The following is a 14,279-nucleotide window of genomic DNA, read 5'->3' on the forward strand; positions in this document are numbered from 1 at the left end:
ATTGTGATAAGGTATCTACACCTGAATACATAGGGTGTAAGAAGCGAACGCAGGGAACTGAAACATCTAAGTACCTGCAGGAAAGGACATCAACCGAGACTCCGCAAGTAGTGGCGAGCGAACGCGGACCAGGCCAGTGGCAATTGTGATTAAAGTGGAACGCTCTGGAAAGTGCGGCCGTAGTGGGTGACAGCCCCGTACGCGTAGATATCATGATTGTCCTAGAGTAGGGCGGGACACGAGAAATCCTGTCTGAACATGGGGAGACCACTCTCCAAGCCTAAGTACTCGTGCATGACCGATAGCGAACAAGTACCGTGAGGGAAAGGTGAAAAGCACCCCGACAAGGGGAGTGAAATAGAACCTGAAACCGGATGCCTACAAACAGTCGGAGCCCGCAAGGGTGACGGCGTACCTTTTGTATAATGGGTCAACGACTTAGTGTAACAAGCAAGCTTAAGCCGGTAGGTGTAGGCGAAGCGAAAGCGAGTCTGAATAGGGCGATTTAGTTTGTTGCATTAGACCCGAAACCGAGTGATCTAGCCATGAGCAGGTTGAAGGTTGGGTAACACCAACTGGAGGACCGAACCCGCATCTGTTGCAATAGATTGGGATGACTTGTGGCTAGGGGTGAAAGGCCAATCAAACTCGGAAATAGCTGGTTCTCCGCGAAATCTATTTAGGTAGAGCGTCGAGCGAATACCCCCGGGGGTAGAGCACTGGATGGGCTATGGGGACTCACCGTCTTACTGATCCTAACCAAACTCCGAATACCGGGGAGTACTACTCGGCAGACACACGGCGGGTGCTAACGTCCGTCGTGAAAAGGGCAACAACCCTAACCTCCAGCTAAGGTCCCCAAGTCATGGCTAAGTGGGAAAGGATGTGAGGATCCCAAAACAACCAGGATGTTGGCTTAGAAGCAGCCATCATTTAAAGAAAGCGTAACAGCTCACTGGTCTAAATAAGGGTCTTTGCGCCGAAAATGTAACGGGGCTGAAGCCATGCACCGAAGCTGAGGATTTGCGAGCAATCGCAAGTGGTAGCGGAGCGTTCCGTAAGCTGATGAAGGGAGACCTGTGAGGGCTCCTGGAGGTATCGGAAGTGCGAATGTTGACATGAGTAACGATAAAGAGGGTGAGAGACCCTCTCGCCGAAAGACCAAGGGTTCCTGCTTAAAGTTAATCTGAGCAGGGTTAGCCGGCCCCTAAGGCGAGGCAGAAATGCGTAGTCGATGGGAACCACGTTAATATTCGTGGGCCTGGTGGTAGTGACGGATTGCACAAGTTGTTCATTCTAATTGGATTGGATGGGCAGCGGAGCGGTTCCAGGAAATAGCTCCACCGTATAGACCGTACCCGAAACCGACACAGGTGGTCAGGTAGAGTATACCAAGGCGCTTGAGAGAACTATGTTGAAGGAACTCGGCAAATTGCACGCGTAACTTCGGAAGAAGCGTGACCCCATTTTACGCAAGTAAGATGGGGTGGCACAGACCAGGGGGTAGCGACTGTTTATCAAAAACACAGGGCTCTGCGAAGTCGCAAGACGACGTATAGGGTCTGACGCCTGCCCGGTGCTGGAAGGTTAAGAGGAGAGGTGCAAGCTTTGAATCGAAGCCCCAGTAAACGGCGGCCGTAACTATAACGGTCCTAAGGTAGCGAAATTCCTTGTCGGGTAAGTTCCGACCTGCACGAATGGCGTAACGACTTCCCCGCTGTCTCCAACATAGACTCAGTGAAATTGAATTCCCCGTGAAGATGCGGGGTTCCTGCGGTCAGACGGAAAGACCCCGTGCACCTTTACTATAGCTTTACACTGGCATTCGTGTCGGCATGTGTAGGATAGGTGGTAGGCTTTGAAGCGGGGACGCCAGTTTCCGTGGAGCCATCCTTGAAATACCACCCTTATCGTCATGGATGTCTAACCGCGGCCCGTTATCCGGGTCCGGGACAGTGTATGGTGGGTAGTTTGACTGGGGCGGTCGCCTCCGAAAGAGTAACGGAGGCGCGCGATGGTGGGCTCAGACCGGTCGGAAATCGGTCGTCGAGTGCAATGGCATAAGCCCGCCTGACTGCGAGACTGACAAGTCGAGCAGAGACGAAAGTCGGTCATAGTGATCCGGTGGTCCCGCGTGGAAGGGCCATCGCTCAACGGATAAAAGGTACGCCGGGGATAACAGGCTGATGACCCCCAAGAGTCCATATCGACGGGGTTGTTTGGCACCTCGATGTCGGCTCATCGCATCCTGGGGCTGGAGCAGGTCCCAAGGGTTTGGCTGTTCGCCAATTAAAGCGGTACGTGAGCTGGGTTCAGAACGTCGTGAGACAGTTCGGTCCCTATCTGCCGTGGGTGTAGGAATATTGACAGGATCTGTCCCTAGTACGAGAGGACCGGGATGGACATATCTCTGGTGGACCTGTTGTCCTGCCAAGGGCATAGCAGGGTAGCTATATATGGACGGGATAACCGCTGAAGGCATCTAAGCGGGAAACCCACCTGAAAACGAGTATTCCCTATCAGAGCCGTGGAAGACGACCACGTTGATAGGCCGGGTGTGGAAGTGCGGCAACGCATGAAGCTTACCGGTACTAATAGCTCGATCGGCTTGATCGTTCTCATTGACTATGCTCATCGAACAAAGTTCGATGAAGCCAGACCTTTGTCCTGACGCGCCAATGGCGCTGCGGACGGCCCGCCAAACGATTGGCGACGGCCTCTGGCCTGTATGGGTGCCACAAGCATCCGCAGCTGGAAAAGATCGAAAGACGTGTTCAAAAAGAAAACAGGCTAACGCCTGCCAGCTTCTCAAAACATATAGTTGCGCTTTGCCGACCTGGTGGTTATGGCGGGGTGGCTGCACCCGTTCCCTTTCCGAACACGGCCGTGAAACGCCCCTGCGCCCATGGTACTTCGTCTTAAGACGCGGGAGAGTAGGTCGCTGCCAGGTCTGCAAAGCGCAACTAATCAATCTTCTCATTCACAGACAACGGCCCAAAGCCGAAACAAAGGGCCGCTCACAAAGCGGCCTTTCGTGTTATAATACTGCAGCAAATCCCAGCGATTTGCACATGGCGCGGGGTGGAGCAGCCCGGTAGCTCGTCAGGCTCATAACCTGAAGGCCGCAGGTTCAAATCCTGCCCCCGCAACCAAATTCCTCTCTAAAGATCAGCAACTACCTTCTTATCGCTGGCGGAAAAGCTTCGCTTTCCCTGGCGATGGTAGCTCCTCGTCCTGCGGACCATAACCTGAAGGCCGCAGGTTCAAATCCTGCCCCCGCAACCAAACCTTCCTCTCTAAAGATCAGCAACTACCTTCTTATCGCTGGCGGAAAAGCTTCGCTTTCCCTGGCGATGGTAGCTGACCTTGCCCCGTTGAAATAATCCATTTTGAAATAAGCTCTGGCCCATTGAGAGGACCAGAGGATGAAGCGCAATCGTTTCACAGATGAACAGATCATCGGCATATTGAAGGAGTACGAGGCAGGCACGCCGGTCTCGGAGCTTTGCCGCAAGCATGGCGTCAGCGATGCCAGCATCTATAAATGGAAGGCCAAGTACGGCGGCATGGAGGTGTCCGAGGCCAAGCGGCTGAAGACGCTTGAGGACGAGAACACGAAGCTGAAGCGGCTTCTGGCGGATGCGATGCTCGACAATGCTGCCTTGAAAGACCTTTTGGGAAAGAAGTGGTGACGCCCGCGGCCAAGCGGAAAGCTGTCGCGCATCTGATGAGCCATCATGAGATGAGCGAACGGCGGGCGTGTAAAGCCATTGGTTTTTGCCGAATGACGGTCCGTTACGAGACCAGGCGCGACGATGATCATGAGCTTCGCGAGCGAATGAAGGCGTTGGCGCATGAACGTCGCCGCTTCGGATATCGACGCATTCATGTGCTGCTCCGGCGGGAGGGTCACCTCGTGAACCACAAGAGGCTCTTCCGGCTCTATCGGGAGGAGAAACTGACGGTGCGCAAGCGCGGCGGTCGCAAGCGAGCGATAGGCACGCGAGCGCCGATGCTGGTGCCGATGGTGGCCAATGATCGCTGGTCGCTAGACTTCGTGTCGGATCAGTTCACCGATGGGCGCAGGTTGCGGATTCTGACCGTCGTCGATGATTGCACGAGGGAGTGCCTGGCGCTCGTCGCCGATACATCGCTTTCCGGTCTTCGCGTCGCACGGGAGCTTGACCGGATTATCGAGGAGCGCGGCAAGCCGAGGATGATCGTCAGCGACAACGGCAGCGAGTTCACCAGCAACGCGATCCTGCAATGGGCGGACCGGACCAAGGTTGACTGGCATTACATTGCACCTGGCAAGCCGATCCAGAACGCTTTTATCGAAAGCTTCAACGGGCGGCTGCGAGACGAGTTCTTGAATGAAACTCTGTTCTCGTCGCTTGCTCACGCCCGGTCTGCGCTTTCAAACTGGCGTAGCGATTACAACGATCAACGCCCGCATTCAGGCCTTGGCTGGCTGACACCGGCCGAATTCGCTCAGACACTCAACCCGCGACGTGATGCGGTGCTGCGCAGCCGAAATGGCTCCGCACCGCAACCCGCCGCTACCGAACCAACAACAGCAACCAAAAACCGCTGGAGCGAACTCAAAACTGGATAAAACTTGGGGGCAAGGTCATAGCTCCTCGTCCTGCGGACCATAACCTGAAGGCCGCAGGTTCAAATCCTGCCCCCGCAACCAAACCTTCCTTCCAAAAATCAAAACACTCCTCGTGGAGCAGCCCGCTCCGCGGGCAGCGAACAGTCCACTGGACTGTTTTAAGACCCGAACGGGCCAAAGCCTGCCCTAGAAACCAAATTTCCTCATAGACACGATCAATACGAAAAGCTCTCCCTCAAGGAGGGCTTTCGTGCGTTTGGTGGGCGTCGGCACGGTCCATCATCATACAAAACGAGCCTCCGCTGCAGTACATAGCTAATCCCAGGTTAGCCTTATTGCGACATTTTACCGAACATATCGAGCGCAGCCAGCTCGTCCCCTTGTCTATGGCCATGGTGCGCCTACATCTCTACAAGATATAGTTGCATTTGCGCAAGCCTCACACGAGTGCCTTGCGGTAGATGATTTTGGAATTGCTAATGATCTGGAACCACCGCATTACCCGTATTCTGGTCGGCATATTACTGTTCGCGCTTGCGATCGTTCTTTTGCTGCCCGGCCTGACTGGCTTCACAAGTCTCGACGGTACAGTCAATGCGCGATTTGCGATCGTGAACGCTCCTATCGACGGCGAAGTCGCAGAAACACCCCCAAAAGTTGGTGCGCGCGTGTTGGCAGGAGCGCCGCTCGCCTTGATACACAACGCCCGCGTGAACCGCGCAATACTGACTTCGCTGCAGGCCGACCACATGACTGCTGTCGAACATGTTGCGGCGCTAAAGCGGGAACGCGATGAGCTTGTACGGCTTCGTGATCAATTGGGTGCACGCATGGAAGTCTTTACGCGCACAACCGTTGCCGACTTGGAGCGACAAGTTGAAATTCTAAACAAACGGGTCAAGGTTTCCAAGGCGCAGGACAATGTCGCGCAAGTCGACTTTGACCGGCGGCTGGCGCTTGAGGCGAAGGGTATCCTGTCCACCAAGATGGTCGAGTCCGCCCGAGCCGCCTGGGAAGCGGCGGGGGGCGAACTCGAAATCAGTGGTTTGACCGTAGCCCAGCTCGAACAAAAGCTGGAAGCCGTTCGCAAGGGTGTTTTCGTTTTCGGTGGCGGCCAGAACGACGTGCCCTATTCTCGCCAGCGACAGGATGAGGTCATCGTTCGTATCAGCGATCTCGACACGCGCATCGCCGAAAACGAAACACGGGGCGCACAGGTGCAAATGCAGCTGATTGAGGAGGAAAACCGCGTCCGTAGTCTCACTTCGGCATCAGATCCATCACCTTTCGACGGAGTCGTGTGGAGTAGCAACATCGTCAACGGCTCGAACGTCATCCTCAATACCGAGCTGATGCGCATCCTCGATTGCAGCGATCTTTTCGTCGATATTCTTGTTCCGGAGGTCGATTACCAAGAGATTTATCCTGGCCTTACCGCAGAGGTGCGCTTGTTGGGCGGAGGCGAGGCCTTCAAAGGTGTTGTCCTATCGGTAAGAGGCAGCTCCGCGGTCGCCGAGAAGGACACGCTGGCAGCCAATCAGCCCGAAACAACCAAGCGCAACGATCGAATACGCGTGGGTCTGGCTCCCTCCGCTCTCAATACAGATTATGCGAACTTTTGTCAGGTGGGGCGTTCTGTTCAGGTGCGCCTTCCCAAACCTAACATCCGCATATGGAACTGGGTAGAGAGCCTGTGGTTCAGTATCTCATAGCACTGGCTCCGACATTTTCGGTTTTGGCGTTCTTTTTGCTTGGACCTTTCAACTGGTCGCGTAACCATAGCTCGACGCGCGCAATCACATGCGTGGTCGTTGGCGCCATTGCATTGCGCTATATACTCTGGCGGTTATTCGAGACGGTACTTCCTTATCCTAACAATGGCCTCAACTTCTACTGGGTCTGGTTTCTGTTCATCATAGAAATTCTCGCGTTCTTCGAAGTCGTGCTCTTCCTGGTTTTGATGAGTCGATACGTGGACCGGAGCGCAGAAGCGGACAGGCTCGCGCCAGACTTCTTTAGAGGTGACGAGGATGAATTGCCCACGGTGGATGTGTTCATTCCTACCTACAACGAGCCGCTCGACGTCCTGGAACGAACGATCATAGGGGCGCTTGCGCTCGATTATCCGCAAGACAAGCTGAAAGTCTTCGTGCTCGACGATCAGCGTCGTAATTGGCTCAAGGCGTACTGTGAGGAGAAGGGAGCAATCCACGTCACGCGGCCCGACAACAGCCATGCCAAAGCCGGCAACATGAACAATGGTCTGAAGGTCAGCTCCGGCGACTTCATCGCGATATTCGATGCTGACTTCGTGCCCTATGGTCACTTCCTGCGCCGGACGCTTCCCTTCTTTTCCGATGCGACCATCGGCATCGTTCAAACGCCACAGCATTTCTTCAATACCGATCCGGTGCAAACAAATCTCGGTCTCGAAAATATCTGGCCGGACGAGCAGCGTTTGTTCTTTGATGAAATTGCACCGAGCCGAGATATCTGGGACGTCAGTTTCTGCTGTGGGTCATGCTCAATCGCGCGACGCAAGGCGATCGATGAGATTGGCGGGTTTCCAACGGAATCCATCACAGAGGATCTGTTGACCACCCTTTCCATGCTCAACAAGGGTTACAAGACCCGTTACCTGAATGAGCGCCTGTCGATGGGATTGGCCGCTGAGAATCTGACTGGCTATTTTGTACAGCGCGAGCGCTGGTGTCAGGGGGGAATTCAAACACTCTATCTTCACAACGGCCCACTGCGCGGACCTGGTCTGTCACTTTTTCAACGCATCATGTTCCTTCCGCTGTCGTGGTTGGTGCAGTATCTGGTGCGCTTTACGATATTGATCATCCCGATCATATATCTCTGGTTCGGCTTGCTGCCGCTCTACTTCACCAACGCTGCGGACTATATCTCCCATCAGGTGCCGTTGCTGACGGCCTATTTCCTTTTGATGCTCTGGATAACGCCGACCCGGTATTTGCCCGTCGTATCGAGTGCCGTCGGGGCTTTTTCGACGTTTCGGATGTTGCCAACCGTTATTTCCAGTGTGGTGCGTCCCTTCGGCAAGCCATTCAGGGTGACCCCGAAGGGCAGCGGCAACGAGGCGATCGGATTTGATGGATACAGCCTTGCCTGGATAGCGGCGTTGATAGTGGCGACGGCCATCGGTCTTGTCATCAATATTGTGCCTGAGACCTCCCATATCGAGGCGCAGTTCTCGCCGATTGCGGTTTGCTGGTCGGGCATCAACATTCTCGTTCTCGCTATTGCGTCCTTGATCTGCTTCGAGAAACCGCGACGGCTCTTCGATGCGTTCAAACTTGACGAAGCGGTTCACGTCGACGGTGTTTCCGGCCGCATAGTCAGTCTGGCGCTCGACAAGGCAGTCGTTGCCGTGCCGCCGGAGACGCGCTTTGCATCCGCCGATGTCACGCTGTCGCTCGAGGGTTTTTCGCCCTTCAAAACCGAACTAAGGACGGTCACCCAAAGACGAAGGAGCCTTGCTCGCTTAGGCGACAAGGAGGCCTTCTACCTGCACCTCTTTTTCGATCTTAGCGGTTCGCTCCGCGATAAAATGATCGTGAAACTTTATACCGGGCGTTACTCCCAGGACGTTCGTGACATTGACAAAGTCGCTGTCTCGATCAACCTCCTGCTTCGGACATTCGGTCGGACCCGGACGCTTTGAGCGAGGTGTTTCTCGGCCCGGCAGTCGGCCAATCGCCAGGTCGGCAAGCGGTCAAGAAGCTTACTGATCTCAGCCGAACCTGCGTGAGTATTTCGGGTATCTCTCAATCGAGAAAGATCAGGCTTGCGGCGCCAATCAAGCCGGCATGCCTACCGAGTTGCGCCGGCACAACCGGCACGTCGCGATAAGCGGGCATCGCTCGTTCCTGGATGGTGGCCTCGAGCGGTTTGCGAAGGGGATCATAGCCGTGGGAAATTCCACCGCCCATGACGATCGTGTCGGGCGAGTAGAGATGGAGCAGATTGGTAAAGCCGATGCCCAGCCAGTGGGCTTCCCTGTCAATCAGCCCAAGTGCCGCTTCGTCACCGCCGCGCGCCGTCTCGACAACGTGTCGACCCGTCACCTCCCTGTCGTGGGACAGCGTTCGCAACGCCGAGCCGTCGCCTGGCTTTGTCAGAGCCATCGCATGCCGGCCGAGGGCCGTGCCCGACGTCACCGCCTCGAAGCAGCCCACCGCCCCGCAATGGCATCGTTCGCTCTCGTTCGTGATGGCATTGGCCGATTTCACTGTGAGCCCGCGGCGCCCATGCACGATCCTGTTATCGGAGATCACCCCACCGCCGATACCTGTCGATACGGTGACGAACACCAGCGAGGCCGTGCCGCGGCCAGCGCCGAAACGCCATTCGCCGAGAGCGGCGGCGTTGGCATCATTCTCCAGCCGCGCAGGCAGGTTCAACCGGTCCTGAAGAAGGCGCGCGAGGGGGGACTTCACGCCAGCCCGGTAGCTCGTCAGGCTCATAACCTGAAGGCCGCAGGTTCAAATCCTGCCCCCGCAACCACACAAATAGCCGCCTCTAGGGCGGCTTTTTGTGTGGTAACGGGTCGAGGGTTTAATGCCTAATCAGGGGCCTGCAAGAAGGCAAAGCCGACGCAGCGGGACAGAAAACAACAAATCCTGGCCCCGCAACCAAATCTTCCCAAATACACATGGCGCGGTGCAACCGGCGGAAACGCGAAGCTTTCATCTTGCACAGCGAAACCACTCGTCTCAAAACGTCCCGAGCCCGGACACATCATAGCCAGCGACGACATAACTGCGACGGCATTGTATGAGGTGCGTCGCCGTTGTACCATGTAGTCTGACAAGTGCGCGCAGTGCTCATTATATAGCCGGAGCCAAAGTCCGGTCGTGCGCTTCAACCCGATGAATAAGTAGCCGGGATCATGGAACTTATCGTCGCCCTTGGCCTGATCGTCTTGAAGGTCGCGTTGCTGATTGCGATCCTGCTGTTGCTACCCTTGCCGCTAACCTGGCTGGAACGCAAGATCGCCGGGCACATGCAGCAGCGGATGGGGCCGATGCGCGTGGGATGGCACGGGCTGTTGCAGCCGGTGGCGGACGGAATCAAGCTCCTGACCAAAGAGGATCACATCCCGGCCGAGGCCGACCGGTTCCTGTTCAAACTGGCGCCAATCCTGGCGCTCGCCCCGCCCTTTGTGGTGTTCGTCGCGATCCCCTTCGGCGAAACTGTCTCGGTCCTTGGCCACGAGATCACGCTCTACGTCTCCAACATGAATGTGGCGCTCCTTTTTGTTTTCTCGGTGATCGGGATCGAGGTTTATGGCGTCATCTTCGGCGGCTGGGCCTCCAACAGCAAGTACGCTGTTCTGGGCAGCCTCAGGACCTGCGCGCAGATGATCAGCTACGAGATCCCGATGGGGTTCGCGGTCATCGGCGTGGTCATGCTGGCGCAATCCATGAGCCTGCTCGAGATCGTGCGGGCGCAGGCCGATGTCTGGAACATCGTCTACCAACCGGTCGGATTCTTCGTGTTCTTCGTCGCCGGGCTCGCCGAAGCGCAGCGCATTCCCTTCGACCTGGGGGAGGCGGAGGGTGATCTGGGGGCCGGGTTCCATACCGAATACAGCGGTATCCGCTTTGCCTTCTTCATGGTCAGCGAATATGCCATCGTATTGCTTGTGTCGGTCCTGGTGGTGATCCTGTTCTTCGGCGGTTGGAACGGAGTTCTGATTCCCTTGCCACCGCTCCTGTGGTTCGTGCTCAAGATCGCGTTCTTCGTCTATGTGTTTATCTGGTTCCGCTTCACTTTCCCCCGCTACCGCTACGACCAACTGATGGCGATCGGATGGAAAGTCTTGCTTCCTCTTTCAATGGCGAACATAATTATAACCGGTGTACTTTTAGGGGTCGTAGCGGCTCCGTAGCGAGGCGGCGATGTCGCGCGCGCAGGACAGAGTTGGAACATGGATTGGTTGGGCGTTCTTTGCCGATCTGGCGAGCGCCTTGGCTCTGACCTTCGGCTACATGTTCTCCAGATCCGTGACCATGCAGTATCCGGACAAGGAAAAGTGGCTGCCCTACTCCCGCTATCGCGGGCATCACTTCCTGACGCGTGATGAAGAGGGCGAGATCAAGTGCGTGGCCTGCGAACTCTGCGCGCGGATCTGTCCCTGCGACTGTATCGAAGTCGTCCCCTACGAGGACGAGAAGGGCAAGCGGCACCCGGCCAAATTCGAGATCGACACGGCCCGCTGCCTGTTCTGCGGGCTGTGCGAGGACGCCTGCCCGGCGGACGCGATCGCGCTTGGCCAACAATACGAATTCTCGAGTTTTTCCTCAGCTGACCTTGTGATCGGGCGCGATGATCTGCTTGCCAAGCCGGGTAAGGCGGCAACCGGCGGCGGCGTGGTTGCCGCGCGCCTGAATACGAAGAAGGACGTACTTGTCGAGACGAAAGAGACGCAGGGCTACAACTGGTGGCGGAATATCCGGCGAACATGAACGCGCGCCAGCTGTCAAACCGAAGCGCTCGGAAAGAGAGGCTCAGATGTTTGTCGGTGAAATCATGAAAAACAAGGGTGTCGGTGTCATCGCAGTTGCTCCCGATCAGACGATGGTGGAGGTACTGCGGCTGTTTCGAGACAACAATATCGGCTTCGTCGTCGTCAGGCGATCGAACGGCAAATACCTCGGTACGCTGTCGGAGCGGGACTGCTGCAATGCGGTGGCGGAATACGGGGCCGAGGCGGCGGCAAAGCGGGTCGCGGACATCATGAACCGCAATGTGGCGACGTGTTCGACACAGGATTTGCTGCCCGTCGCGATGGGGATCATGACCCAGCGGCGTACGCGCCATGTGCTGGTCACGGATGGAGGCGACGTTGTCGGCGTGGTCAGCATCGGCGACGTGGTTAAACACAGGCTCGACGAAGCGCAGCGTACAGAGCAGGATCTGCAGGATTACATATGCGGGACCAGGTATCACTGACGCCGCCAACTCGATGTGAAGACGCCGGGGCGGGCAGCTTGCCGCGGAGCCTTGCGGTGCCCCGACCCCAAATCTTCAGACCCCACGCCAGATCCGGCCTGGGCGGTCGACCTCAAGAGTGGCATGCGCCTTCTGGACTTCCACCGCGCATGGATATTCGCCCCGCCGCAGCAGGCTGTTGAGACGCAAGGCTCTATAGTTTTCCGGAATGAAGACGAGGCCCTTGGGAAACTGCCTGTCGACCTTGAGCTGTGCCGTCAGTTCGCCTTGGGCTGAACGCACGATCACCTGATCGCCATCCGAAAGGCCAAGTTGTGCGGCATCCTGCGCGCTCATTGCGACATAGGGATCGTTGGCGAGCGTGTTCAGGATGTCCGACCGTTCGGAAAGATATCCGTTGTGAAACAGGCAGTCGCCGGTGATCAGCATGAGCCGGTCGGCGGCTATCGGGACGGGCGGCGGCGCAAGGAACACGCCAGTCGGTGGTGTTGGCACCGCCTTGGTGAATGCGCCGTCGGCGCCAAGCCCGTCCTGCGTCAATCCTTGATAGCCCGGAACCAGCCGGGCAATCTCATCGAAAATTTCGCCTTGCGTCGAAGGCTGCAGCACCTGGTTGCGGAGCGCTGCGATGAAGTCGAAGATCGCCAGATTGCCTCGCGCCTCGAAAACGAGCTCACGGAATTTGCGAACCTTCTGGATCCGGCCCTCGTTGTTGGTATACGTGCCAGATTCTTCGCCGTAACCCGCCGCGGGCAGGACGACCTCGGCCAGCCCGGCCGTGTCCGTAAGAAAGGCGTCCTGGACGATCAGGAGATCGGCGGCGCCAAGCGCCCGCTGTACGAGCGCCCGGTCGGGATAGCTGATCAGGGGGTCGGTTCCGGCAATGTAGAGCGCACCCATCCGCCCGCCGACGCAGAGTTCCAGCATGGCGTCGAGACCCGCGCCCGGCTCAGACGGGATTTCGGCGCCCCAGTTCCGTGCAAGAGTTGCGCGCGCCGCATCATCGGCGACCGGCCGCAGCCCCGGCAGAGCCGCTGGCAGACCCCCCATGTCCCAGGCGCCCATCTGGTTGGCACGGTCGAAGAGGAATTGCATCGCCGGGCCTTTGCCGAGCCGGCGGAGAAGCTGCAGCAGGTTGTTGATCTGCTGCAGCGTCACGGGCGCGTCGGGTGATCTCAGGAGATCGACGCTGACAAGCACGGTGACGCTGCCGGCTTCCTTGAGCGCGGTCGCCAGACGACCCGGCCCATCACTGGGGGCATCCGCCGCGGACCTCTCGATTGTTGCTTCAATGGTCGCAAGAGCGCTGGCAGGCAAGGCCTGACCAGCCGCTGTCACGAGTCCGGCTATGACCGCCGCAATACTCGCCGCCTCTCCCCCCGGCAGTACGCGAACCACCTCCCTGGCATCGGCGTCCAGACGGGATGGCCGCGTGGAGAGCATAAGCAATCCAGCCTGCCGCCGCCGCGCGGCATCCCGCAATAGGTATTCGGTGACCGGGTTCTCCTCGGTCACATTTCCGCCGACGATGAGGATACAGTCGTTGCCGATCACGTCGCCCAGCGGTGCGCGGCTGTAGAACCCTCCCACCAGCGGGCCGAGCGTATCGAAGGGCGCGGACCAGCGAGAAGAGCAGTCAATGTTGTTGGTCCGAAACACCGTCCGCAACAGCTTCTGGAACTGATAGAGCACCTCGTTGGGCAGTCGCGGTGAGGCCAGCCCGCCGGCTGCCTTGCCCTCGACGGCCGACAGCCGTCGGCGCAGATAGTCGCCCGCTTCGTCCCAGGAAACCGGCACCAGGGTGCCGTCACGACGGATCATCGGCCGCTTGATCCGGTCCTGGCTGGTGACGAAATCGAGACCGAAGCGTCCCCGGACGCAGAGCGTTTCGCGGTTCACACCCTCGTCCCACTTCGAGCGCACCCGCATCAACTCACCCTTGCGCGTGCCCACCGTCAGCTGGCAACCGGTGCCACAATGCGGGCAGACTGTGTCGGTCTCGACCAGATCCCAGGGGCGGGCCTTGTAGCGATAGGGGAAGCTCATCAGCGCGCCGACCGGGCAGACCTCGACGCAGTTGCCGCACTGGTCGCAACTTGCGAGACTGCCCTCGAAGCCGGTGACGGCGGTATCCATGCCTTTTTCGACGGTGCCCAGCGCCACCGCGCCGACGACCTCCTCGCACATCCGCACACAGCGCTGGCATTGGATGCAGCGGTTGACGTTCATGATGATGACGGGGCTGAGACGGATGTCCTGCGAGTGGAACACACGCTTGGGGTCGTGGAACTCGCTTTTGCGGGGCCCGTAGGCCATCACCATGTCCTGAAGCTCGCATTCGCCGCCCTTGTCGCAGATCGGGCAGTCGAGGGGGTGGTTGGCGAGCAGCATGTCGAGCATGGAAGAGCGCGTTTCCTCGATCTGAGGCGTGTTCGTCCGCACCACCATGCCGTCGGTGACCGTGGTGGCGCAGGACGGCTGCAACCGCCGCAGCCCCTCGATCTCGACCAGACACATGCGGCAGGAGGCCAGCGCCGGCAGGCGCTTCATATAGCAGAAGGTCGGGATATCGATACTCAAATGCTGGGCAGCCTGCAGCACCGTCGAACCGGGCTCGACTTCCAGTATTTGCCCATCGATCGTAACGCTAGCCATACTTCCTCGCAATCTGTGCCACGCAATC

General features: G+C 57.8%; 7 protein-coding genes, 1 tRNA gene, 2 rRNA genes and 1 pseudogene (1 of these 11 running past the window's edge). 9 read left to right on the plus strand and 2 right to left on the minus strand.

Going from position 1 to position 14,279, the window contains the following annotated elements:
• From ELH03_RS38785 to ELH03_RS21930, 6 genes are all read left to right on the plus strand, one after another.
• Positions 1–2,616: ribosomal RNA gene (locus ELH03_RS38785) — 23S ribosomal RNA — on the plus strand (it extends 184 nt beyond the left edge of the window).
• A 219-nt stretch (positions 2,617–2,835) separates the two neighbouring features.
• Positions 2,836–2,950: ribosomal RNA gene (gene rrf, locus ELH03_RS21910) — 5S ribosomal RNA — on the plus strand.
• A gap of 125 nt (positions 2,951–3,075) precedes the next feature.
• Positions 3,076–3,152 (plus strand) — tRNA-Met (locus ELH03_RS21915).
• A 273-nt stretch (positions 3,153–3,425) separates the two neighbouring features.
• A protein-coding gene (locus ELH03_RS21920) for an IS3-like element ISRle4 family transposase (RefSeq protein ID WP_130766640.1) occupies positions 3,426–4,615 on the plus strand; the annotation gives its coding sequence in 2 pieces (ribosomal slippage) (positions 3,426–3,675 and positions 3,675–4,615; 1,191 coding nt in all).
• A 479-nt stretch (positions 4,616–5,094) separates the two neighbouring features.
• Positions 5,095–6,327 carry an HlyD family secretion protein gene (locus tag ELH03_RS21925; RefSeq protein WP_128400087.1) on the plus strand — a complete coding sequence of 411 codons (1,233 nt, stop codon included), beginning with the start codon at positions 5,095–5,097 and terminating at the stop codon, positions 6,325–6,327.
• A complete protein-coding gene (locus ELH03_RS21930; protein ID WP_130766641.1) occupies positions 6,309–8,303 on the plus strand; it encodes a glycosyltransferase in 1,995 nt (664 codons plus the stop codon). Before ELH03_RS21925 ends, ELH03_RS21930 begins: the two co-directional genes overlap by 19 nt.
• 103 nt (positions 8,304–8,406) lie before the next feature.
• Here ELH03_RS21930 and ELH03_RS21935 read toward each other — a convergent pair.
• Positions 8,407–9,100 (minus strand): annotated as a pseudogene (locus ELH03_RS21935) (ROK family protein); the annotation flags it as partial.
• 430 nt (positions 9,101–9,530) lie between these two features.
• On the opposite strand from ELH03_RS21935, the gene nuoH reads away from it, so the two are divergent.
• The 3 genes from nuoH to ELH03_RS21955 are packed head-to-tail and all read left to right on the plus strand — an operon-like array spanning position 9,531 to position 11,596.
• Positions 9,531–10,532: an NADH-quinone oxidoreductase subunit NuoH gene (gene nuoH / locus ELH03_RS21945; RefSeq protein ID WP_130659370.1), complete on the plus strand. Its 1,002-nt coding sequence runs from the start codon at positions 9,531–9,533 to the stop codon at positions 10,530–10,532.
• A gap of 10 nt (positions 10,533–10,542) precedes the next feature.
• Positions 10,543–11,109 carry an NADH-quinone oxidoreductase subunit I gene (locus ELH03_RS21950; protein WP_017961924.1) on the plus strand — a complete coding sequence of 189 codons (567 nt, stop codon included), beginning with the start codon at positions 10,543–10,545 and terminating at the stop codon, positions 11,107–11,109.
• A 46-nt stretch (positions 11,110–11,155) separates the two neighbouring features.
• Positions 11,156–11,596, plus strand: a complete 441-nt coding sequence (locus ELH03_RS21955) for a CBS domain-containing protein (protein ID WP_018243737.1) — start codon at positions 11,156–11,158, stop codon at positions 11,594–11,596.
• A 75-nt stretch (positions 11,597–11,671) separates the two neighbouring features.
• On the opposite strand, the gene nuoG is transcribed toward ELH03_RS21955, so the two are convergent.
• Positions 11,672–14,251 (minus strand): NADH-quinone oxidoreductase subunit NuoG, encoded by a 2,580-nt coding sequence (gene nuoG / locus ELH03_RS21960; RefSeq protein WP_130766642.1) that lies wholly within the window; start codon positions 14,249–14,251, stop codon positions 11,672–11,674.
• Positions 14,252–14,279: the final 28 nt, after the last annotated feature.

The sequence above is a fragment of the Rhizobium beringeri genome (assembly GCF_004306515.1).
GTDB lineage: Bacteria > Pseudomonadota > Alphaproteobacteria > Rhizobiales > Rhizobiaceae > Rhizobium > Rhizobium beringeri.